Below are 24737 nucleotides of genomic sequence, written 5' to 3'. Positions count from 1 at the left end.
ATAATCGCAAATTTAGATAAGGAAAATAAGAAGAATGTCAGGAAAAATAAAAGTAACATTTATTATAAATGATGGAGAAGAAAAAACAGTAGAAGCACCCATAGGGCTTTCTATTTTAGAAATCGCCCATAGTAACGATATAGACCTTGAGGGAGCTTGTGAAGGATCACTTGCTTGTGCCACTTGTCACGTTATTTTAGAAGAAGAATTTTACAACAAATTTAAAAAACCTACGGAAGCAGAAGAAGATATGCTTGACTTAGCCTTCGGTCTTACGGATACTTCTAGGTTAGGGTGTCAAATTATTTTAACCGAAGAATTAGATGGCATAAAAGTACGTCTTCCTTCTGCTACTCGTAATATAAAATTATAATGGATTAAAACAGTGATACGTAAAATACTTCTTTTTGTGTTTTTAGCCTTTACTATAATATGGTTTGCAATTGCATATACTATAAAAAATAACGTTGTAAGTTTAATTAAAAATTCTGAATCCGATAATCTTAAAATATATTATAATGTGGTTAAGTTTTCAGGTTATCCTTTTAATTGGAAAATTACCGTAACGGATCCTAAAGTAAAATTAATTGATCATGTAAATTCTAAAGAATTTACTAGCGAAAATATTGTCCTAAATATAGCTTTTAGTACTAAAAGAGCCACTCTTAATTTTGGTCCTTTTATTAGAGAAGTTGCTAATTACGGTGATAAAACATTTACCTATGATATACGCAGTGATGATGACATAAAAAGTATAGGAAAATTTAATAAACCTTTATATAAAATATCAAAGGATGATAATTTAAAAGAGATATTCAAATCAATTCAGTTAAATAATAAAGCATTATCAATATTTAAAGATAATTATGAAATTTTTAAAATTAATAATTTAGCATTTCTTATAAGAAAACAAAATTTAGCAAGTAAGGAAAATATATCCTTATCTTTAAATATGAATTATGATTCAACAAAAGATATTTTGCATTTTAAAAATGCTAATTTAGATATTGCTATCTCTTTAAAATTTGCTGAAGACAGAGAAAATTCAGCTATTTTACAAAATTTTAATATAGAAAGATTGATTTTTACTTGTGATAATGATTCTAAAGTTACTGTAAACGGTGCTTTACAATTCTTTGCCAATAAATTACCGGAAGGAAAACTATATTTTGAGCTGGAAAATTATAATTCCATAGTTGATAAATTATTACCGAATAATATTATTTTTTCTAAAAAAATAATTAAAACAATTATTGCTAAGGCAATTAATAAAGCTTCCGACACTGATTTAAATATAGATCAAAATGATACGAATTGGGCATATAACAATATGGATAAAGCTAAGTTTAATATTGAGTTTTCAGATAAAGGTATAAATATCGGTTCAATTAATTTATTGGAACTAAAACTTGGCGAACATGAAGAAGAGCAAAACACCGCAAATAATCTGAATTAGGTTTATGAATAGTTTGAAATTAGGGTTATATACTACTATTGTTAGCATATTGCTTATTTATAGTAATATTTATGCTGCTCCAAAAGTCATTAAAATCGGTACCGGCTCTATTTTAAAAGGATATTATGCTATTGGACTTGATTTATGCAAAACTATTACAAATGATAATAAAAATAATGAACATATTAAATGTGAAGTTGTTGCAACAAACGGCAGTATAGAAAATTTAAAATTATTACAACAAGGTAAAATTGATTTAGCCTTAGTGCAGGCCAATATTGCATTAGAAGCATATGAGGGTATAGGTTATTATCACGATCAAGAAAAAATGCAAAATTTACGTCAGGTTCTTAATCTACATGATGAATTTTTTACGGTTATTGTAAAAGATGAGGATAAAATAAAAGTTTTTGCTGATATTGACGGAAAAAAAATAACTAATGGTCCAGCATTTTCCGGTAGTAATATTACTTATGATGCTGTACGTTCTTTATATAAATTTTCTAAAGCACCTGAAGAGCTACAAATTAATTATGAAGATTCTATTGATAAATTCTGTAATAAGGAAATAGATGCTATAATCATGATGGTTGGACACTCTAACCCCTTAGTAAATTTAATAGCTAATAAGTGTAAAGTTGATTTCATTTCCATTGAAAATGATAAAATAGCAAAATTAGTAAAACAAAATAGAGCTTTTCATAAAACTATACTTCACAAGGGTTTATATCCAGCAATTGCCAATGATCAAACTACAATAAAAGTATCGGCAATTCTAGTCACTAGAGATGATGCGAATCGTGATATTTTAGATAAATTTATTGGAGCTTTTCATAGAAACGTAGCAAATTTTAAACTTTCTAATTACTTATTAAATAACTTTGACATTAACTATTTTGCTGATACTAAAAATTTTGTTCTACCAAAACATGATGCAGTAAGAAATAAAAACTAACAATATCTTATGTCTGGAAATATCAGATTTAAAAATATACTTATACCTATAGATTTAAATGATAAAAAATCTATAAAAGGCATTCTTTCTAAGGCTTTAATGCTTGCTACTTCGTTTCAAGCAAAATTGTATTTTATGTATGTAATTCCTGAATTCGGTACAAAACTGTTTGAAGATTATTTACCTAAAAATTGGAGAACAGAGAAAAAAGAAAAGTATCAAGCCCAAATTAAAGAGCTTATCAAACAGTATATTCCCGATGAAATTGCAACAGATTATTATATAGGTAGCGGTGCCGTTTATGATGAAATAATTAAGCACTCTAATGAAATTAAAGCGGATTTAATAATAATCTCTGCAGTTAGACTGCAATTAAAAGATTATATGCTTGGACCTAATGCTTCTAAAATCGTCCGCCATTCAGATATATCAGTTTTAGTAGTAAGAGACCAGTAATAAGCATTATTGTATGGCCCTTATGTAATTCTTTTAGAAGCTGAAAAAGCTTACTGTGTATACCGGTGGCTCGACCACGGTATTCATAAACACAACTTTAAAATACATAATTTTAGTATTTTAAACTGGACCATGTGATCAAGTCACGGGGTAACAGCTAAGTTTTCCAAGCCATGCATGGAATAATAATCTATAACTTCACAAAAGACCTTTGTGGCTTTGATTGTAATTAGCAGTTATATTCAAGTAATACATTAAAATGTTAGCACCGATATTATAACTGACTTTGTACTGCGTTGGTAATGCAATGGTTTCATTACCTTCTCTATCTTTCCATTTTACTTTAGCATTAAGTTTTTTACTTTTATAGTTAATTCCATAGATGCTTGAAGTGCAGGCGTCATACTAAACCATGCTGCTATTTTCTGTAAGAAGTCAAGGTTACTTTGCTTCCTAAAATACTATTCCATAAATGCTCTTTTTTAGAAGCAATACTTAAATGCTAAATACCTATATTGCTTTCTTGGTATGCACTATCTTTAGAGTTACTGTATCTCTTACACCGAGATTTGAAGTAAGAATAATACCACCATTCATAAGATAATTATAATTTAATAAGGTTTCAAAGTTATAATTAAGTTATAATTAAGTTATAATTATTAGCAATAGTACCTAACGGTTGATTTTAATCTTCACGATATTCTAATTGTAAGCAAACATAGCTTGGATCATGAGTTTTTCAGTAATTCTTTCTGGATATTGCTATCAATATTAGTATTTAACCGCTACCTACTAGATGTAAACTTTGAATCCAGTTTAGGCAATACCGACTAAATCTTTGTAGTTATTAAACCCAATATCAAAACCTATAGTACCGCCTAAAGCATGACCTTTATAACCGGCAAAACCTTTTTGTGCTCCTTACTTATTAGTACAGTAAATACTGGCAATCCAAACATCTTTATCTAATACTCTTGCATCTTTATCACCTGCAACAACCGCAGCATTAGATAACATTCTATGTGATATAATATCACTATTTCATTTGAACAATATTACAAATAGAGCTATACATTGCTCCAATCACTGCTGTATTAACGGCAACTTCCACATGCTACGTAAAACACTAGCAGCAGTAACACGATGTACCTCTCTCTATACGACGGTCAGCAGCCTGAGCTTCTAAAGCTATACTACTTACATTAGTAGTTGTAGCACAAATTAAACTTAATTTAGAAAAATTTATAAATTTCTTGCAATAATATCTATTCCCTGTTAATGAAATATTAATTATAACTTAAAATATTAATATTTAATATTAAAGAGGGTAATACACGAAAAATATTATGTCACGCAATTTTTATTGACAAGCTATAAGTTAGGATAGCAAAGTGCGTTTTATACAATAGTTTAATATTTATAACAATCATAATATTTAATTATATTAACAATTAGTTGATCTGTTAATGTTTAATTAAGGTAATCGATATTACTTTTATACATGCAAGCTATATTATATTATTAAATTTTCCATTATTTTTTTAATCCTTTATAACGATTATTACATAGTCCAATGTCATTTCATTGATCACAAAAATCCAGTCAATAATAGGAAAGCATGATATTTTATATTTTCTGGAGTCCCGCTTTCGCGGGAATGACATTAGCAACAGCTAGAATAAAATAAAAACTATAAGGTATATAATTTGTCTCTCAAAACCAAATTACTTTTTATTCCAATCACCGGCATTATAATATTATATTTTATTATTCCTCCTGCTCTCTATGACTCAAAGACGTGTGATGAGCAATAATTCACTCCGCTAAGCGAAATACTAGCAAATTTTATAGAAGCAGTACTGTTATGAAGATAGGCATTTTTACAAACATTGCGGTGTTAATCACATTTCTTTAGCCAAAGCTTTTTATTCTACTTATTTAGAAAACGGTCAAAAAATAGGAGAATCTACTATAACAATGTAAGTAACACGCCTTATATACGTAATCAACTCTTCTACTATCTTTAGTAAAATTCATCAAATTATTAAAGCTGCGCATATAGAACTATATTATTCAAAAGATGAAATCCTAGAAACTTATCTAAACCTAGTGCCTTACGGTAGTAACATTGAATGGGTAGCAGACGGCAGTTATATTTTCGCAGCCTAAAAGACTTAAATTTGATTGATATTTTAAGCCTTGCAGTAATACCACAAAATCCACTTTAAAAATGTGGGAAACAACCTTAATATTATTTGATGCATATAAATATTTATTTACCAAATGTCTAGCGGCTCATCCACAAGATATTATGTATAATCAGTTAATTAGTTTGCCGATTAAATTTAATCAAAAAAATTTAATGCAATCAACGATAATAAAACTAATAATATCTTTTGGTTTGCAGGTAATGCATGAGTAGCAAAATGCAAAACCAAACGCAGCAGTAATATGGAAGGTAAAAGTCGGTGAATTTATTATTAGTACTATCAGTGATAGCAACGAAAGCGATAGTATTAAATTTATATTAAAGAATAAATTAACGGGTTATACATGAAATTTAAAATTCCCATAGAAGTGGATATTAAATCTTTAACAGATGAAGAAACTGCTCTTGACTCTTTAAACGCAAATATTCTAAATGCATTGACAGAAGTTAATGATTCACTAATACAAGATTCGATAAATTATGTGATTTTGATACACTGGCAATGAAGCATAAATATGAACTAGCTGTATATTCCCTAAAAAATTTGAAATCACAGGAAAAGGATTTTGGGAATGTTCTAACAAATTTTTAATGAAAATACACTGATACAGCTTATATTATCACTCAGGAGTTCATCAATGTATTTTTTATTAAAAACTTAGTTACTAATAAATTAATATCATAATATTAGATGCAGTAACAGTCACCAGTTCCCGGCAACCTTAACAATATTCTAACAGGCTTTTAAAAAATTTTTCCTACAGAAGAACACAACAAATGAAAAGGAAATATTATGTGTAATAACAAAATATTATGAAAATAATCACAACAAAATTATAACAGTATTAGAAAGCGTTACTATTCATAATGATAATATCCGTATCTTGTCGGGTCCTAAGACCTTTAACACCACCAATTTCTTTTTCTTTTGGCAAATTTTTTCTTCTGATATATTATTATCTTTTTATCGTCCAGAGTACTAAATATATGAAATATAACCGCATATATATTAATAGTCATTTAGCTGAAAATAGCAAGCTAGAATTAGCAAACGATCATATTCATTATATTAAAACGGTGCTACGTCTTAAAGTAAATGATGGCTTGCGTATCTTTAACGGTACGGATGGAGAATTTTTAGCACAAATTACTGATATAGGTAAAAATAACCTATCGGTTAAGCTTAAAGAACAGTTAAAGAAGCCTGATACAGAATCTGCTTTAACTCTTGCTGTTGCTATAATAAAGCAAGATAAATTAATGCTCACAATAAATATGGCTACGCAACTCGGTATAACTAAAATTATTCCATTAATTACCAAGCGGTGTCAATTTAGATCGGTAAATATCAAACGTTTAACAAAATGTATGATTGAAGCGACAGAGCAATCAGAGCGTCTTATTCCCCCAATAATTGAGCAAGCTATTAAATTACAAGATTATCTTAAAAAGAATAATAATTTGATGTTATATGCTAATGAATATGAAAAAGAAGAAAACTCTATATTACAAATTACATCATTACTTAATAATAGTGATATAGATATTGTTATTGGACCGGAAGGCGGTTTTACTATTGATGAGCTTCAACTTCTTGCCTCATATAAGAATACAAAATCTATAAGTTTAGGAAGTAATATACTGCGAGCTGAAACAGCAGCGATAACTGCTATAGCACAAGTAGCTCTTACTATTTCATTCCTGCGGAGGTGGAAATCTGAAAAAAAATACAACAATACTAGTAGTATTTATGCTTTTTAATTACTGGATTTCCACTTCCTCGGAAAGGACATCAAGGGAGTTTTCTGATTCATACAACAATGAATGTAGGCCACAGAATAACACAGTTTTACTCCCATTTTCTATTCCAGATTTAAAATAGTTTACCTAAATAAAGGAAAGAATATACACCACAAAAGCCTATAATTATATAAAGTATTGTAACAATAATTGGAAATGAGCCAAATAAAAGTGTGACTAAATTAAAATTACATAACCCAACCAAGCCCCAATTTATAGCACCTATAGAAGATAGTAAATGTATAGTAGTAATAAGCAGATTATTAGAAGTATTTATTAACATATTTTGACCTCATATTCATTAAACGTAAAATAATCATTTCTCATTTTGTGCTTTATGTCTACTAAATTTTAAAATTCTATAATTTATTAATCCTTCTTAAAAGTTTGATATATTACGGGTATAACAAAAATTGTAAATATAGTACCGAAGCTTAATCCTCCAACTATTACAAAACCGATAGAATTACGAGCAGCAGCACCGGTCCCGTCTGCAAAAACTAGAGGTAAAGCTCCGACTACAGCAGCAAGGTTAGTCATGAGAATTGGACGCAAGCGAAGTTTTGAGGATTCTATTATAGCTGTCCGAACCTTTACTCCTTTTTCTCTTAGCTGATTAGCAAATTCTACTATCATAATAGAATTCTTAGTAATTAATCCAATTAAAGTAATAAGTCCGATATTGCTATACATATTAAGGCTATTACCTGCAAGCCATAGTGTAAGTACACCGCCAGTTATTGAGAAAGGTACAGCAAGTAATATTAATAAAGGATCAGTAAAACTTTCAAATTGAGCTGCAAGCACTAAATAGATAAATACAAGAGCAAATACAAATGTTATAAGCATATTACTGTTTGCCTCTCTCATTTGTTTAATTTCTCCAATATATTCAATTATCGTATTACTAGGATCAAGTAACTTAGCAGCGATTTTATTAATTTCATCGATTGCGTCATTAATTTTTCCATCAGGAGTAAGATCGGAAGAAATAGTAACGGATTTTGAATTATTATAATGACTATATGATTTTACTGAGATTTTTTCCGTAATATTGGCTATCGATTCAAGCGGTAACATATTATTATTTTTTGCTCTAATTAAAATTTTACTAAAAGCACTAATATCTTTTCGATCTTTTGGATTAAATTGTAATATAACATTATATAAATCATTACCTATTCTAAAATCTCCAATTTGTTGACCTGCAAGTAAATATTGTACTGTTTTGCCTATATTGGCCAAATCCATTCCGTATAAATAAGCCTTATCACGCTTAACGTCTATACTTATAGTCGGTATTGTCGATTGTAAATTTCTATTGACATTTAAGAAAATAGGATTTGTTTTCATTATATCAATAAATTGTTGTGATATTTTATCTAGGTCATCATATTCAAGGCTTGTTTGAATAGTAAACTCGATAGGACTAATTGCATTTCCACTAACCATTGAACGTGGAGCCATAGCAAAAATCGACATACCAGGTATTTCGGAAAATTGCTTATTTAATATATTCTTAATAGTTTCTTGTGAACGAGAACGATCACTCCAGTCTTTTAATGGAATAAACCCAAAAACATTATCGCTACCGCCGGCACCTATTATCATCAGATAACCTAATATATCTTTATAATTAGCAAGGATCTTTTCAGCTTCCGTTACTACTTTAGTAGAAGATTCCAAACTAGAACCTTCAGGTCCTTTAAGAGAAAGTTGTAAAAATCCATCATCTTCTTGTGGTATAAAAACTTTTTGAGTAAATTTAAAACTAATAATCAGTACTATAAATGATGATGCAATAATGATGACAATTTTCTTTTTATTTTCAAAAGTTAGATTTAGATAATAAATATATTTATTTTGAATAAATTGTAAAATGTCATTAAACTTTACTAAGAATTTTGGTAAGTCCTTACTATGTTTTGTAACCATACGACTTGACATCATAGGAGTCAAAGTTAAAGCAACAAATCCTGAGAACAGAACACAACATGCTAAAGTCCAAGCAAATTCAATAAACAGTTTCCCAATGAAACCCTCTATAAAACCGACAGGTAAAAATACGGCCGCAAGCGTAATAGTCATAGCAATGATTGCAAAGCCGATTTCTTTGGAAGCAAGCATAGCTGCTGCCATGGGTTTATGCCCCATTTCATTATATCTAAAAATGTTTTCAAGCATAACTATTGCATCGTCTACTACAATACCTATAGCAAGTATCATAGCAAGGAGCGTAAATATATTAATAGAAAATCCAAAAGCATACATTACACTAAAAGTACCGATCAACGATACTGGAATCGTTACAAACAGAATTAAGGTCATTTTAGCAGAAGCAAGAAATAAATAAATTACTAAAACTACTAATATTAAAGCTTCAACAATTGTTTGAAATACCGCATAAATGGATTCTTTTATAGGTGTTGCTCCATCATATACGACACCCATGCTTATTCCTTTGGGCATTAATTTTTTAATTCTTTCTAATTCTTTAGTTACTTCATTTGATAAATCTATGACGTTAGCTTTTGATTCTTTTATAAGCCCAAGGGCAATAGAGCTTTTACCGTTATATCTGAAAATTATGTCCTTATCGGGAGAAGTTAAAGATATTTTTGCGATGTCTCGTAATTTTATTATGCTTCTATTTTGTACTTTTAGAATAATATTGCCGAATTCTTCCGGTGTAGATAAAGAACCTTGAAGAGTTACTATAAAATTATTACTTCTTGTTTTAATTGTGCCTGCGGGATAATCTTTATTTTGTTCTTTTATTGCAGATTCAATCTCCAATAAAGAAATTTTATACTGATATAATTTTTTGGAATCGGGTTCTATTCTCATTATATATTCCCTGCCTCCATAAATTTGTGATTGTCCTACACTTGTAAGTTTATCTAAAGGTGTTTGTAGACTATCTTTGACGATCTTTGTTAATTCTAAATCGCTATATTGATCACTTTCAATACTTATTATAAGACTTGGAAAACTATTGGTATCAAGTTTTGCAACCGACGGAGTTTTCATATCGTGTGGAAACATATAAGTGATATCCGATATTTTAGAACGAACATCGTTTAGTGCTACTTCAATATCGGTAGATAGTAGAAACGATAAAGTAATACTACTTTTACCCGTGGAACTGTGAGAAGTTATATAATCTAAATTTTTAACCGTCTTTAAAGCTTTTTCTATACGTGTCGTTATTTCTTTTTCCATATATAAAGCATCAGCACCTGCATAATAAGCATTGACATTTATAATGGGCACTGAAATATCCGGAGTTCCTCTAATTTGTAGTTTGGTAACAAAAAATCCTCCAAGAGCTACGATAACCAAACTCAAAACTGTCGTAAATACTGGACGTTTAATGCAAATTTCAGACAATAACATTGTTAATATATTTTTTAAAAAATTTTATTCTGAATTAATGCGAATAGCGGATTATTACATAATCCGCTATTCAATGAGAAATATTGAATATAAAAGATAAAAGGTGGTTTCTACCTTTTATAAAATATATTATTGTGAGTAAAAACTTATAATTTTTTATAGAAAATAATATATTTTGAAATCAGGGTAAGAAACACTTCAGATCCTGATTTCTACAATTTTACCCAATAACAAATTACTGTTTTAATGATAAATTTTCACTTTAATTACTTGATTACGATAGTTTTAACAGTATTACTGATGTAAAATGGATACATTTTTCTATAAATTAATATAATAACGTATGTATTTTAAACTGTGTAAATAACTGGCATTTGCAGTATGTGGGTAGTTTGTTATAATTAACTCACATAAAAAATATATTGATGTATATTATTGCCAGTTGTATATATTTTTTTATAAAAAACCATCAATGCATATTAACCCATTAAAGGAGAGTTGATTTTATTATGAGTGCACATAACAAACACGAATCAAAAAAAATGAATAAAACCGAATTTATAGCGTTTATGACCAACCATGGTCGTAATCATAAACATGCTTCATATAAATCATTAACAAAAGCTGATGCTGAGAAAGCACTTAATTTAGTTCTTGATAGTGTGATTAATGCTATAAAGAGTCATTATAATATTAATATAACAGGTTTTGGTTCATTTGAAATACATCATAGAAAAGCACGTGAGGGTCGTAATCCAAAAACTGGAGCAAAAATGAAAATAGATGCTTACAATCAACCTACTTTTAGAGCTGGAAGAAAAATGAAAGAAGCTTGTAATTAATGATTCTGAACCCGTTATAAATGTTTTATTTTATAATTCCTACAAAATGGGGCTTTATTTGTATGGCTCTAGAAAAATGCTTCGGTGTTATACCGTGACTTGACCATATCATTCAAGGAGTAACTTATAGCACTAATAATTTTCCAAACCCCGTTATAAGCTTACGGGGTAACACTAGATAAACCAGCTCATGCAACAATGCTCTGCAAAAGTCGGAATGAATATAGAACAATTTTTAAGTACAACTTAAATAATGATATTACACCATATTGTTACTACGATAACTCTTCTTATATTATGATAATCGAACGTCTAGAGTTTAACTTAAAATATAATAAGCTATATAATAGTTGGCTTATCGAAGCTGAAAATATAGAGCAAGCTTTAAAAGATGTAGAAGATTTTATATATGTTAAGCTTTTTAAGAATAACATTCCTCTTGAAAATAATCCTGATTATCATTTTATCGCTAGGGAAACTTCAAGTATATCTAATGTTAAAAATATTTCTATTGAACAAATAAGAAAGTTACAAGACTTTTTAAATAAAACTTCTGCAGTCTCAGGTTATAAAGTTGCCGTAATTTATTCGGCGGATCTTATGAATTTGAATGCAGCGAATTCATGCTTAAAAATTCTTGAAGATGTACCAAAGAATAGTTACATTTTTTTAATTACTTCAAGAGCTGCAAGTATTATTGCTACGATTAGATCAAGATGTTTTAAAATTAATATGAGATCATCTATCCATAATACTCAAAACCCATTATATTCTGAATTTATTCAGCCGATAGCAGATGATAAGACATTAGATTTTATTAATCGTTTTACTACTAAAGACCGAGAATTATGGCTAGATTTTATTGATAACATATTATTATTAATGAATAGAATTCTTAAAAAATCTGCTAACGTTAATATTGAACTTCTAGATTTAGAAAATAAGATTTTTAATAAACTATCCAATCAACATCCTTCATATTTACTGCAAAAATTTACTAACATAAAAAAGTTAATATATAATACCATTGATTATGATTTGGACTTAAAAGCAAGTTATATATTAGTGGTTAATGAATTTTCTAGTAATTGAGAAGTCGATATCACTCTGCCCTTGCACGTTATCTATAAAACAACAAAATATATTGTTGCTGAAACATATTGATGATAGAAGCGTGCCCCACCCTATCTCAAATACAAATTTAATTTATGTTTTATTTTGACTATTGTTCATTTACTCGTAGAATATATTAGGTTCTGTGCACTTTATTAAAATCAAATTATTTACATGTTTAAAACTTTAACACAAAATTTAACGAAGGCTTTTGATCAACTAGTTGGCTCAGGAATTTTGACGGAAGCCCAAATAGATGCTACTATGCGAGATATAAGAGTAGCTCTTTTAGAGTCGGATGTAGCGTTGCCTGTGATAAAAGATTTTATAGCAGAAGTTAAACAAAAAGCACTGGGGCAGGAGGTTATTAAGTCTGTTTCACCTGGGCAGATGATAATTAAAATTATCCATGAAGAGATGATAAATCTTTTAGCTGCCAGTGAAAGTGAGACAAAGCTAAATTTAAATTCAAAGCCACCTGTAAATTTCTTAATGGTAGGGTTGCAAGGTAGTGGTAAAACTACAGCGAGTGGTAAACTTGCTTTACGACTTAAAAATCACAATAAAAAAGTTTTACTTGTTTCTCTGGATACTTACAGACCAGCAGCACAAGAGCAACTAGCTATACTTGCAAATTTAGTACAGATTAATTCATTACCTATTGTGCAAGGTGAAAAACCTCTTGATATTGTCAAAAGAGCTATTGCTGAAGCTAAACTCTCTGCTTATGATGTCGTAATTTATGATACTGCCGGTAGAACACAAATTGATAAAGAGATGATGGAGGAGGCACTATCAATAAAAAAGATAGTGGAGCCTACGGAAACTTTATTAGTAATTGACAGTATGACAGGGCAGGATGCCGTAGTTACGGCAAGTAGCTTTAATGAAAAGTTAGAAATTTCAGGATTAATTTTATCTAGAATTGACGGTGATTCTAAAGGCGGTGCAGCACTTAGTGTAAAATATATTACCAAAAAGCCGATTAAATTCTTGAGTAACGGTGAAAAACTAACCGATTTAGAAGAGTTCGATGCTAAACGTTTAGCTTCTCGAATACTTGATATGGGCGATATTATATCCTTTATTGAAAAAGCATCTGGTCTCGTTAATAGAGAAGAAGCGGAAAAAACAGCTGCTAAATTAAAAAAAGGTAAATTCGATCTAAATGATTATATGCAGCAAATTAGAAGCATAAAAAAAATGGGAGGTTTTGGAAGTATACTTAGTATGTTACCGGGTAGCGGTAAAATTATGGATCAAATAGATCAGTCAAAACTAAATAGTAAAATAATTGAACATCAAGAAGCAATTATTTTATCTATGACGCCGAAAGAACGTAAGAATCCTGATATAATTAATGCCTCTCGCAGAAAACGTATAGCTCTAGGTGCCGGTACTACAGTACAAAAGGTAAATATTTTACTAAAGCAATATAAGCAAATAAGCGATATGATGAAAAAAGCAAGTAAAGTAAACCCTAAAAATCTATTACGTAGTGGACTTGGAAAAGTGTTTTCATAAATTTATATTATGTCAAATAAAGAAAAATCCTAAACATGATGAGATTGTAAGTAGTACATTTAAAAATCTGATAGTTGCTAAAGAGTTTTTGGAAATGCATTGACCGCATTAATACAAAATTTACTTTCTTTTGAAACTCTTAAAATGGAGAAAGATAGTTTTGTGGATAAAACACTTAAAATCCATATTGGATATTTTATTTTTAGCTAAACTTGGCGGCAAAGTCAATCTGATCATTATATGGTTTTTCGTTTATTTAAGTATATGTTAAATATTGATGAATATCATATAAAAACAACAAAAATACCCAATTTCCTTTTATATATCGGTGCGTATTCTAAACGGTATATAAAAATATTATACTCCTCAAAATTGATGGAAGTTTGTTTGATCATGGTGCACTTAAAAATACTTGGATTAATGATTATCAACTTATAAATGTGTATGATATATCTGATCAAAAATTGAAAGAAAATGCTTTGTCTGGAATTTTACAATTTTTTATGAAGCATATACATGCATGAGATTTATTAAGGAGATGGCAAGAAATAGCTGATCTTTTCCCTGAATTTATTAAAATTAATATCGGTATTGATTATATAGAGCTAATTTTGTTCTACACCTTGAATAAGAAAAATGATAAAATAGAAGTAGAAAAATTCTTAGATCGCAGGTATAAAGAAAAGAAAAAATTATTATAGCACAAAATTTAATCAAAGCTGGTTTAAAAATTGACTTAATAATTGTCTTAATTGGATTCAAAAAAGAAGAAATTGAGAAACTAACATAAATTATCTGCATTCTTTAAAAATATAAAATATGAAAGTTACGACAGATGATTTAAGTATTTATATTCATTGGCCGTTTTGTTTGTCAAAATGCCCGTATTGTGATTTTAATTCTCATGTGGCAAGCACTATAGATCATGAACAGTGGCTTAAGTCCTATGAAAGGGAAATTGAGTATTTTAAGCCCATTATTCAAAATAAATATATAAAATCTATTTTTTTTGGTGGTGGCACTCCTTCATTAATGGATCCTGTAATAGTGGAAGTAATAATAAATAAAATCATTAATATAGCGATTATTGATCATCAAACCGAGATAACTCTAGAAACCAATCCTACATCCTTTGAAACTGAGAAGTTTAAAGCATTCAAGTCTGCCGGAATTAATCGTGTTTCAATTGGAGTACAATCCTTAAAAGAAGACGATTTAAAAAAACTAGGTAGAACCCATGATTGTATGCAAGCAATTAAAACAATTGAGACGGCAAATACGATTTTTCCACGAGTATCATTTGATTTAATATATGCACGTAGTGGTCAGAAATTAAAAGACTGGCAAGAAGAATTAAAACAAGCAATGCAGCTTGCTACCTCGCATATTTCTCTTTATCAGCTGACTATTGAAAAAGGTACACTGTTTTATAAATTATTTAGGGACGGTACCCTGATTCTGCCGCATTCGGATGAAGCAGCTGAAATGTATGAATGGACAAACCATTATCTAGAATCTAAAAAATATTTTAGATATGAGATATCTAATTATGCTCTAGTAAGTCAGGAATGTTTGCATAATTTAACTTACTGGAATTATAATAGTTATTTAGGTATAGGTCCTGGAGCTCATAGTAGAATCATTGAACCCTCAAGTTCAGTATTGGCAATTATGATGTGGCATAAACCTGAAAAATGGTTAGACTCGGTTAAAATAAAAAATGTTGGTATTCAAACTAACATTAAGTTAACACATCAAGAAGTCATTGCAGAAATGTTAATGATGGGATTGCGTCTTAAAAGTGGCATAAATCTTTCTATATTAGAGCAGAAATTGAACACAAAATTAGAGAATATTTTAGACATGAATAATCTTAAACATTATCAAAACCAAGACCTAATTAAGTTAGATCAAAATGTCTACCTTACCGATAAAGGTTTGATGCTGCATAGTTACATAGTACCTAGATTGATCAAGTAATTAACAATTAAGATTCATTCTATAAAAATTATTTAAGTAATAAAGTTTATAATTATTTTTATTATTCCTTCTATTCATGTGATCGAATGTAAATTTGAGTATAAGAGTAAAAAAATATATGTAGAAGGTATTGAGTATGATCAAAAAGTTGTAAATCTAATTACACCGATAGCAGATGCTATTTAAGGCGTATAATATCGATGAAGTAAAAAATATTAGATGATGGATATGGAGTAAATCAACCATGCTTGGGGGCTGGCCTCCTCTAGATTATGCTATATCAAATAATAATATAGAAATTGCCAATTTTGTATTACAGTCTGGGGTGCATCTATGAATTTAATACATATAAATATAGGCTTTATGAAGCCAGGAATTGCCGCATTTTAGAGAATGATGGCTAATTTAAGATATGAAGAGGTAGTACCAGAATGATGTTAGCCGCAGAAAGAAATAACCATGATTTAATCTTTTGCTTAAGTTAGGTGTTAATTCTAACGTTCAAAAATTATAAAACAAAGAAATAGCATAAAGACTTAAACAAAAAGCAATAACAAAGCTTTTTAATTCTCACCGTTAATTGTAGCGTTTCTATCGATACTTCATAAGTGAGGATAAGTCTTTTTCCAATAGTTATTTTTTGTAATTTGCTATCTTATAAAAAGTAGAAATTTGGGGGTAAACTGTTCTTACCCCTGTCTGTGTATTATCATAATATCGGACAGTTTTAAAAAACTATCTGTCATTGTTAGGAGTTGCGTTAACAACATGCGTTAATCTCAGGAGTTTTCGCACTACCTACTAGATTGTCACGCATTCTATACGAATGCTCGTAATGACGTTTTTACGTGATTTACATAGTACTATGGTTTTATTATACCCATATCCATGATAGAGCAGAATTTGCTTAATATACCTTGGTTTTTATATCTTCCACTGAATATATTCTAATAAAATAACGGTCTTTGCCATCCCATTTAGGACTATAGCTATCTCTTTTATGTAAAACCATTTTATGGCTTAATATAACGATATCACTGGAAACAATATAATATATGTAATTTGAATAGATTTTTGATCTACAATTTCTCTAATTGTATTTAACAACTATGCTGCTCTTTGTCTTTGTGTTTCAGGAATGGTATCCATCTTTATTTTGCTGTAATAACCATTAGCATACTAGTAAAGGTATATTTTTACTTAATATTGTACATGCACTTGTTACTGTAAATTTATTACTCAGTCCTATTAAGCTTGATAGCTTAATTAATTTAATATATCTTTAAGGCTAATTATACTATAGGTAGATTATCATGCCACTTATGCACAATACTGAAAATTAAGTAATCTGGTAAAAAGGAGATAAGTTATCCCTCTTTTTTATCATTGGACAATATGCCGCATCTACATGCCAATCTAAATCATTATAAAGTGATTGAGAGCCACGTTCATTATAAGAATTACATCTTGGTGCTACCGCTCTAATAATATTCTTATCTTCATCTTTTATTATATAGGAAAACTTACCCTTATTACTCCATACGTATGATAAATTAGCTCTTCTATTCCGTTAACCTGTACCTCACTGTCATATGTATAATTTCTGTATTGTTATTACGGTATCTGTAATATCTATGTTTTATCTACTAAATATCAATCTTTCTTTCAACCAGCTAGTTAATCTAACGATTTTATTATTTAAATTTTCTAATTTTGCTATACAGGTTTTTGTGTCTAAAGTTTGTCTCAAAACATCCATAGCATGTATTATGACAATATGAATATCTTCAATGATAAAATAAAATCTGCTTCTTTAAATATATTATTATAAAAATATTCTAAATATCTAGTAGGATGTACTATTTTGGATATTGTTTCTTTTTTCGTTGCGACTTTATTAGTCACCCTGTAAAAATTCTATTCTATTATCTTCTTTTACAGTTTGATCAATATTATCAAAATCGATATCTATACTAATAATTTTACCGTCTTTTACCGATAAACTTTGTATGTCGCCAACCAAAATGGCTGAACCCCCTTTAAAACTTCCAAATTTAATTATAGTTTTGGGTTTTAATGCTTGAATTAAACCTTGAGTAGTGCCAATCATGAACATGACTTTTTTGTCATAATTAATATTATTTACAATGATAGAATGCCAAAACGATTTAGGTCTATCACTTGCTAAAGTTCTACATATTTATAGATACAAACCTTTTTGATGGTATTTATAGCTTTTTAAATTAAAAATTAAAAATGAGGGATATCTAGATATATATGTAACAAGTATACTACTAAGTAAATGAAGAGTTGGGATACGAAGTTCAACTTAGAGAAGAGCAAAGGAGTCTGTAAGCTAAAGAGCGTAGTGTATACTAAAAATATGTGAGCATCTGAGGACTAACAAAAATGAGGTGCCAATTTTTCAAGTTGAACGAGTATATACATTAAGATAAATATACTTCCTTATCTAAAGTATCTTCACTGTTATCTATAATCATAGTAATTGTTGCATCACCGGTAATATTGATAGTAGTACGGAGCATATCAAGTATTCGGTCAATACCGGCAATAATTGCTACTCCCTCTATAGGTAAGTGAACCGAAGAAAGAACCATGGGAAGCATTATCAAAGAGGCACCGGGAATACCGGCACCACCAATAGATCCAAGTGTTGAAGTGATAATAATTACTAAATAGTCGTGAGGAGTAAGTGTCACTCCCATCATCTGAGCAAAAAATATAGTAGTAAGAGATAAATTTATAGCAAAGCCGTCCATATTAATTGATGCACCTATTGGAAGTACGAACGCAGTACTAGACTCTGAAATGCCAAGTTTTTCACGACAAACTTGCATGGTAGTTGCAAGAGTTGCTTTACTACTTGAGGTAGCAAAAGCAAGCATCTGATACTCAAAACTTTTTTTATAAAAAGGTATAGGGGAAACACGGCAGAATAAATATATAAGTAAGCCAAAAACTAAATATTGAAACGTCATAGCCACAACTACCGCTACAACAAGTTTTGATAAACTAATCATTACCTCAACTCCTTGCATACCTACAATCCATCCTGTTAAGGCAAAAGCACCGTAAGGGGATAATTGAATAACAAACGATATCATTTTTAATATTAATTTTGACATTACATGAATTAAATCAGTGATAGGTTCATTGATAGATTTCATTTTATTTAAGGTAATTCCAACAAAAATAGCAAAAAATACAACTTGTAAGACATCACCCTTTGCAAAAGCCCCAACGGCATTATCAGGGACGATATTTACAAAAAAATCAATTATATTAAATGAAGTTCTGCTTGTCGTTTCTGAAGAGGCAAAATCTATATGTATGCCTACTCCAGGCTTTAATACTAAGGCGACAGTGAGGCCAAAAACCGTGGCAAAAAAAGTAGTACCTAAAAAAGCGGCTACCGCTTTCATTCCTACTCTACCGAGTGCGGAAGTATCATTCATACTAGTAATACCGGAAACCAAACTGAAGAAAATTAAAGGGGTAATGATCATTTTTATCAAACGTAAGAAAATGTCACCGATAGGTTTAATATAATTAACGTATTGTGGTAAGTATATACCAAATATAATACCTAAGATTAACCCTAAGGTAACTTTTTGCCATAATTTCATAATTTACTTACTTAATTTTTAAATTTGTTCAACTATAAATTTATTTACTATTTTGGTCAATCCATTTTAAGTACTTTTGAAAGCCATAGTCAATATTTATTTTTATTATTTGTGGTAATTCATAATTATGAATTTCAAGGATCTTATTTTCAATTTTCTTATAATTAGAAGATTTTGCTTTAATTATAAGTCTATATTCGGTTTCTAAAGTTACTCTACTATCCCATCTAAAGTAACTTTTGACATTGTCAATTTGAATGCAAGCAGCAAGATTTAATTCTAATAAAACAGATGCTATTTTTTCAGCAATTTGCAAATCATTAGTAGTAGTTAAAGTTAAACAATAATCTTGTATACTCGATGAACTTGAAAAATTGACTATATCATCTTTGTAAGTCCTAGGATACTCACGTACTTTTGTATGCTCCGTTCCTCGGCTTACAGATTCCTTACCCTTGTCCAAGGTGATCTGCATATAACCCATCTTCATTTCATCTAAATGCATGCCTAAACCTCAACAAAACAATTAGGTGTTTCAAATAGTTTGAGACTAGTAACAGAGAACTGTTGATTTATGAAAAGTTTAGGAAAAATTTCATTTTTTAAATGTATCGCTATATTTTCAGCAGTTGGGTTATTTCTCATGTAATATATTTTCTGACCGGTACAATTTTCTATTTGCTGTCCCATTTCCTTATCGTCTTGATGTAGGATTAAGCTATGATCAAAATTTTTGTCAATCCATTTTTTAGCCAAATCCTTAATTAAACCAAAATCGATTACCATACCGAGTGTATCAGTTTTGTTTGCAGCTATAGTTATCTCAAGAACATAGCGATGACCATGTAAAAACTGACATTTATTTTGATGTCCAATAATTCTATGTCCTGAATCGAATTCAATGCGACGAGTACATTTTATCATTATTATGTATACTCCTAATAAACGAAAAGTAGGTAGATGAAGTTTAATTTAGAAAAGAGCAAGGTATTTTAAGATTTTTAACTGCAATGTAGTTAAACCTACGTGCGGATTAAAAATGAAAAACAACGTCGCCAATTTTTCAAATTAAACAAGTATACTTATAAGTTTAACAATAACTTCTCAGGATGCTCAATGAGCTGCTTAATTTTTATCAAGAATGATACTCCTTCTTTTCCATCAATTATACGATGATCGTAAGATAAAGCTATATACATCATCGGGCGCACTTCAATTTTACCGTCTATAACTACAGGTCTTTCCTCAGTTTTGTGTAAGCCTAAAATACCTGCTTGAGGTGGATTAATAATCGGCGTGGATAATAATGAACCATATACGCCGCCGTTAGAAATCGAGAATGTCCCTCCTGACAAATCAGCCATAGAAAGCTTACCTTCGCGTGCCTTTTTAGCCAAAGTTCCTATAGCTTTTTCTACTTCAGCAAATTCCATTTTATCAGCGCCTCTCACAACAGGTACGACAAGCCCTAGCTCTGTTCCAACAGCTACCCCTATATCGTAATAATTTTTATATACTAAATCGTTGCCATCTATTTCAGCATTTACCGACGGAATAAGCTTTAAAGCTTCTATGGTTGCTTTGACAAAAAACGACATAAATCCAAGTTTTACAGCGTGTTTTTTCTCAAACTCTTCTTTATATTGATTACGCAATGCAATTACTTTTGACATATCGATTTCATTAAAAGTAGTTAAAATAGCTGCTGTATTTTGTGAATCTTTCAAGCGTTGTGCAATAGTTTTACGCAAACGTGACATACGAACACGCTGTACCCTATCTTCGTTAGCTTTACTCATTGCAGGAGCAGTAGTAGCTGCAGGCGGAGTGTTTAGTGTTTCAAGCACATCACCTTTGGTAATCCTACCATCTCTACCTGTGCCTTTTATATTATTTGGATCAAGCTTATTTTCGGTAACTAATTTTTGTACGGAAGGGGCAAGAGTATTATTAGCAACGGCAGGTTTTTCTATAGGTTTTTCTGAAGTAGGTTGTGTGGCTGCTTGAGAATTCGCAGATTCATTATTAGTACCGGCAGTATTTGCAACCGCTCCTTCATTTATTTCGCCTATTTCTTCGCCAACTTCCACGTTTGCACCGTCAGTTTTCAATATTTTACCTATAGTACCGTTGCAAGGAGCATTAACTTCTAAAGTTACTTTCTCAGTTTCGATTTCTAACAGTAAGTCATCGGTTTTAACTGAATCACCTTCTTTCTTATACCACTTGGCAATAGTTGCTTCCGTTACGGATTCTCCAAGTGATGGTACTATAATTTTAATACTCATAGTTTATTTTACTCCTAAAAAAATCGCAAAATGATTCGATGTCATACTGTGGCTTGAACACAGTATCCAAAAAACAATAGAAAATACTAATAATTTTAGTATAAACTAGATCCCGTGATCAAATCGCGGGATAACAACTTAATTTTTTAAACTATCCAACCACAATATTCAAATCTCTATTGCTTCTTTTAGCAATCTTTCCTGCTGTTTATTATGTACTTGCAGTGAACCTACTGCTGGAGAGGCTGATTCCTCTCTACCTACATATTTAAATTCATTATTAATGGCGGCTTCTTTTAAAGCATCGTTTAAGTGAGAAACTATATAACGCCAAGCTCCCATATTCTTCGGTTCTTCCTGACACCAAATAAATTCCTGCGTCCTATTATATTTTTTTAATAATGATGCTACAACCTTTTTTTCAAAAGGATATAATTGTTCTAACCTAATAATCGCTATATTACTATTATTCCCACGCATTTCAAACAAATCATAATATACCTTGCCACTACATAATATTACTTTAGTAATATTGTTTGCATCTACTTTATTTACTTCATCTAAAACCGGTAAGAAAGTAGTATTTTCGCCTAGCTCATCAAGTTTAGATACGGCATATTTATGACGTAATAGTGATTTCGGTGACATTACGATTAACGGTTTGCGTGTATCATCAAGTATTTGGCGACGTAGCAGATGAAAAATCGAAGCAGGGGTAGTCGGATATGTAACATACATGTTATCTTCTGCAGCTAATTGTAAGAATCTCTCAAGCCTTGCCGAACTATGCTCCGGTCCTTGCCCCTCAAATGCGTGAGGTAACAAAACCACAAGCCCGCTCATACGAAGCCATTTAGTTTCAGCACTTGCAATAAACTGATCAAAAATAATTTGAGCCCCATTAGCAAAATCACCAAATTGTGCTTCCCACAAAATCAGGTTTTTAGGATTTGCTAAAGAATAACCATATTCAAAACCAAGCACCGCATATTCAGATAAATTACTATCGGCCACCTCACATTTTGCTTGGTTTTTCGATAGATTATTTAAAGGTATATAGGTAGTATCGTCAATTTGGTTATGCAATACCGAATGACGATGCGAGAAAGTACCGCGTTCTGAATCCTGCCCTGTTAATCTTATATACGTCCCTGTGTTGAGCAGCGTTGCGAAAGCTAGCTGTTCTGCCGTCGCCCAGTCAATAGGCTTGTCTGTGGTTAAACTAGCCTTTCTAGCATCAAATAATTTTACAAGTTTTGCGTTAACGGTAAAATTTTTCGGTATTGTGCATAGTTTGATTCCTAAATCTTGTAAGGTTTTTTTATTTATACCTGTTACTGAAGTAGACTTAAGAGTACGAGAAATGCCTTGCCATAAACCGCCTAAGAAATGAGCTTCGTGCTTATAACTTTTAGCATGCTCATATTCCTTATCTAGCTTTGCTTTAAATGCTTCTTTTAATTTAGGAAAATAATTATGATCAATTATACCACTTTTTACTAACTCATTTGCGTAAATATTTCCAGGAGTCAGTTTACTTTTTATAATGTTATACATCTGGCCTTGCGTATACATCGGCTCGTCACCCTCATTATGCCCATATTTTCGGTAACAAACAATTTCTACTACAACATCCTTACCAAATTTCTGCCTGTATTCTACAGCAATATTAGTTGCTTTTAACACTGCTTCTATATCGTCACCGTTAACATGTAAAATTGGGGCAGCTATTATTTTAGCGAACTCCGTAGAATATCTGCTAGCTCTAGTATCTGCAGCATTCGCTGTAAAACCTAGCTGATTGTTAATTACGAAATGCAATATCCCGCCGATATCATAAGCGGCTAAAGGCGACATTGATAGACTCTCTGCTACTACGCCTTGACCGCAAAAAGCGGCATCACCATGCACTAAAATAGCTTTTACTTTATTACGTTTAGTATCTTTAAGTATATCTTGCTTTGCTCTTACTTTTCCTGCGACTATAGGGTTTACTGCCTCTAAATGCGATGGATTATAGGCTAGTGATAAATGTATTTTCTTATCCCCTACGACTCTATCCGAGGAATATCCTAAGTGATATTTTACATCGCCTGAAACATTTAGCTCATCAGGAAATACGCTGCCGCTTATGAAGCCTGCAATAACGGCTTTATATGGTTTGCCGACTACTTTAGTTATGGTATTTAATCTCCCTCGATGTGCCATACCGATGACTAGTTCTTCAACGCCTTGATGCATAGATAAATCTATAGCTTTACTCATGGCAACTATAGAAGCATCACCGCCCTCAATAGAAAAACGTTTAGCTCCAGGGAATTTTGTATGTAGATATTGTTCAAACCCCTCCACTTCCACTAAATCATTTAAGATAGCTTTTTTTTCTTCAGAAGAAAAGATAACTTCGCTTTCTAGCTTATTATATAACCAGTTTTTTTCTTCTACATTTTCTATTTGTTCAAACTCTATACCTATAGAATTTGTATAAACTTTATCAAGCTTGGTAACTAATTCAGATAATTTGCAGTTCCAAGTACCAACAAATTCATCCGTAATATTAATGTTGTCTTCTAGCTGACCGCTATCAAAACCAAAAGTTTCTATATTAAGCTTTAAATCATTTTTTGTTTTACGAATCTCAAGACCAAGTGGATCAAGATTTGCTAAATAATGAGCATACTTGCGATAAGCATTTATCATTTCTTTAGCTTTGAAACTATTTAAGATTTCAGAAGAGAGATTATTATTTAAGGATTCTTTTTTAGTATCATTAGAGATAATTATTTTTGCTGTACTTTTATTAAACAAAGATTCATTATTGTCTTTAATTTGAGAAAAAAACTTTCGCCAAGTTTGATCAACTGAAGTGGGATTTGTTAAATATTGTCTATATAGCTCTTCAAGAAAAACAGCATTCCCGCCAAATAAAAAGTCTGTTTTTTTTAAATATTCTTCCATATTATTTTTGTTTGTATTGTTTGATTGTTTGTCGTAAGACATCATTGCGAGTAGGCATTGTTGCGTTGAATGATTCTACACTGTTAATCCTGCGACTTGATCGTGGGATCCAG

Annotated in this window: 17 protein-coding genes and 2 pseudogenes; 11 read left to right on the top strand and 8 right to left on the bottom strand. The window is 30.6% G+C overall.

Going from position 1 to position 24737, the window contains the following annotated elements; translation table 11 throughout:
- The first annotated feature begins 34 nt into the window (after positions 1-34).
- The 6 genes and pseudogenes from A1E_RS00975 (at position 35) to A1E_RS00945 (ending at position 6837) form a co-directional block, all read left to right on the top strand.
- Positions 35-373, top strand: coding sequence for a ferredoxin family 2Fe-2S iron-sulfur cluster binding protein (locus A1E_RS00975; protein ID WP_012148356.1), 339 nt, complete (start codon positions 35-37; stop codon positions 371-373).
- Between the two features lie 12 nt (positions 374-385).
- Positions 386-1456, top strand: coding sequence for an RP198 family tick cell line-upregulated protein (locus A1E_RS00970; RefSeq protein ID WP_012148355.1), 1071 nt, complete (start codon positions 386-388; stop codon positions 1454-1456).
- 4 nt (positions 1457-1460) lie between these two features.
- A complete protein-coding gene (locus tag A1E_RS00965; protein ID WP_012148354.1) occupies positions 1461-2411 on the top strand; it encodes a TAXI family TRAP transporter solute-binding subunit in 951 nt (316 codons plus the stop codon).
- Between the two features lie 9 nt (positions 2412-2420).
- The gene (locus A1E_RS00960; RefSeq protein ID WP_012148353.1) at positions 2421-2867 is read left to right on the top strand and encodes a universal stress protein; all 447 of its coding nucleotides are present in this window, start codon (positions 2421-2423) and stop codon (positions 2865-2867) included.
- Positions 2868-4573: 1706 nt separating this feature from the next.
- A pseudogene (locus A1E_RS07220) lies at positions 4574-5220 on the top strand (transglycosylase domain-containing protein); the annotation flags it as partial.
- 843 nt (positions 5221-6063) lie between these two features.
- A complete protein-coding gene (locus A1E_RS00945) occupies positions 6064-6837 on the top strand; it encodes a 16S rRNA (uracil(1498)-N(3))-methyltransferase (protein ID WP_012148349.1) in 774 nt (257 codons plus the stop codon).
- A gap of 93 nt (positions 6838-6930) precedes the next feature.
- Here the strand turns inward: A1E_RS00945 and A1E_RS00940 are convergent.
- Together A1E_RS00940 and A1E_RS00935 are read right to left on the bottom strand one after the other, a co-directional pair.
- Positions 6931-7159, bottom strand: a pseudogene (locus A1E_RS00940) (DUF378 domain-containing protein); the annotation flags it as partial.
- Between the two features lie 86 nt (positions 7160-7245).
- Positions 7246-10272 (bottom strand): efflux RND transporter permease subunit, encoded by a 3027-nt coding sequence (locus A1E_RS00935; protein WP_012148347.1) that lies wholly within the window; start codon positions 10270-10272, stop codon positions 7246-7248.
- Between the two features lie 509 nt (positions 10273-10781).
- On the opposite strand from A1E_RS00935, the gene A1E_RS00930 reads away from it, so the two are divergent.
- The 5 genes from A1E_RS00930 to hemW all read left to right on the top strand — a co-directional run bounded on the left by A1E_RS00930 (position 10782) and on the right by hemW (position 15731).
- A complete protein-coding gene (locus A1E_RS00930) occupies positions 10782-11114 on the top strand; it encodes an HU family DNA-binding protein (RefSeq protein WP_012148346.1) in 333 nt (110 codons plus the stop codon).
- 297 nt (positions 11115-11411) lie between these two features.
- Entirely contained in the window at positions 11412-12206 is a 795-nt protein-coding gene (locus A1E_RS00925; protein ID WP_012148345.1) for a DNA polymerase III subunit delta', read from the top strand.
- A gap of 195 nt (positions 12207-12401) precedes the next feature.
- Positions 12402-13751 carry a signal recognition particle protein gene (gene ffh / locus A1E_RS00920; protein ID WP_012148344.1) on the top strand — a complete coding sequence of 450 codons (1350 nt, stop codon included), beginning with the start codon at positions 12402-12404 and terminating at the stop codon, positions 13749-13751.
- A gap of 99 nt (positions 13752-13850) precedes the next feature.
- Positions 13851-13961, top strand: a complete 111-nt coding sequence (locus A1E_RS07370) for a hypothetical protein (protein ID WP_410524325.1) — start codon at positions 13851-13853, stop codon at positions 13959-13961.
- A gap of 609 nt (positions 13962-14570) precedes the next feature.
- Complete coding sequence (hemW, locus tag A1E_RS00910) at positions 14571-15731, top strand: radical SAM family heme chaperone HemW (protein ID WP_012148342.1); 1161 nt, start codon at positions 14571-14573, stop codon at positions 15729-15731.
- A gap of 1897 nt (positions 15732-17628) precedes the next feature.
- On the opposite strand, the gene A1E_RS06720 is transcribed toward hemW, so the two are convergent.
- From A1E_RS06720 to A1E_RS00880, 6 genes are all read right to left on the bottom strand, one after another.
- Positions 17629-17841 (bottom strand): dihydrolipoamide acetyltransferase, encoded by a 213-nt coding sequence (locus tag A1E_RS06720; RefSeq protein WP_012148340.1) that lies wholly within the window; start codon positions 17839-17841, stop codon positions 17629-17631.
- Between the two features lie 337 nt (positions 17842-18178).
- On the bottom strand, positions 18179-19378 hold the full coding sequence (locus A1E_RS00900; RefSeq protein ID WP_012148339.1) for a dicarboxylate/amino acid:cation symporter: 1200 nt from the start codon (positions 19376-19378) through the stop codon (positions 18179-18181).
- Positions 19379-19418: 40 nt separating this feature from the next.
- Positions 19419-19733, bottom strand: a complete 315-nt coding sequence (gene cutA / locus A1E_RS00895; RefSeq protein ID WP_041405264.1) for a divalent-cation tolerance protein CutA — start codon at positions 19731-19733, stop codon at positions 19419-19421.
- 152 nt (positions 19734-19885) lie between these two features.
- Positions 19886-20302 carry a 6-pyruvoyl trahydropterin synthase family protein gene (locus A1E_RS00890; protein ID WP_012148337.1) on the bottom strand — a complete coding sequence of 139 codons (417 nt, stop codon included), beginning with the start codon at positions 20300-20302 and terminating at the stop codon, positions 19886-19888.
- Positions 20303-20460: 158 nt separating this feature from the next.
- A complete protein-coding gene (odhB, locus tag A1E_RS00885; protein WP_012148336.1) occupies positions 20461-21666 on the bottom strand; it encodes a 2-oxoglutarate dehydrogenase complex dihydrolipoyllysine-residue succinyltransferase in 1206 nt (401 codons plus the stop codon).
- A gap of 168 nt (positions 21667-21834) precedes the next feature.
- The gene (locus A1E_RS00880; RefSeq protein WP_012148335.1) at positions 21835-24624 is read right to left on the bottom strand and encodes a 2-oxoglutarate dehydrogenase E1 component; all 2790 of its coding nucleotides are present in this window, start codon (positions 24622-24624) and stop codon (positions 21835-21837) included.
- Positions 24625-24737 lie beyond the last annotated feature (113 nt).

The organism is Rickettsia canadensis str. McKiel, from assembly GCF_000014345.1.
Classification (GTDB): domain Bacteria; phylum Pseudomonadota; class Alphaproteobacteria; order Rickettsiales; family Rickettsiaceae; genus Rickettsia; species Rickettsia canadensis.
Note: the sequence above shows the minus strand (reverse complement) of the source record. Positions and strands in the feature narration are given on the sequence as shown.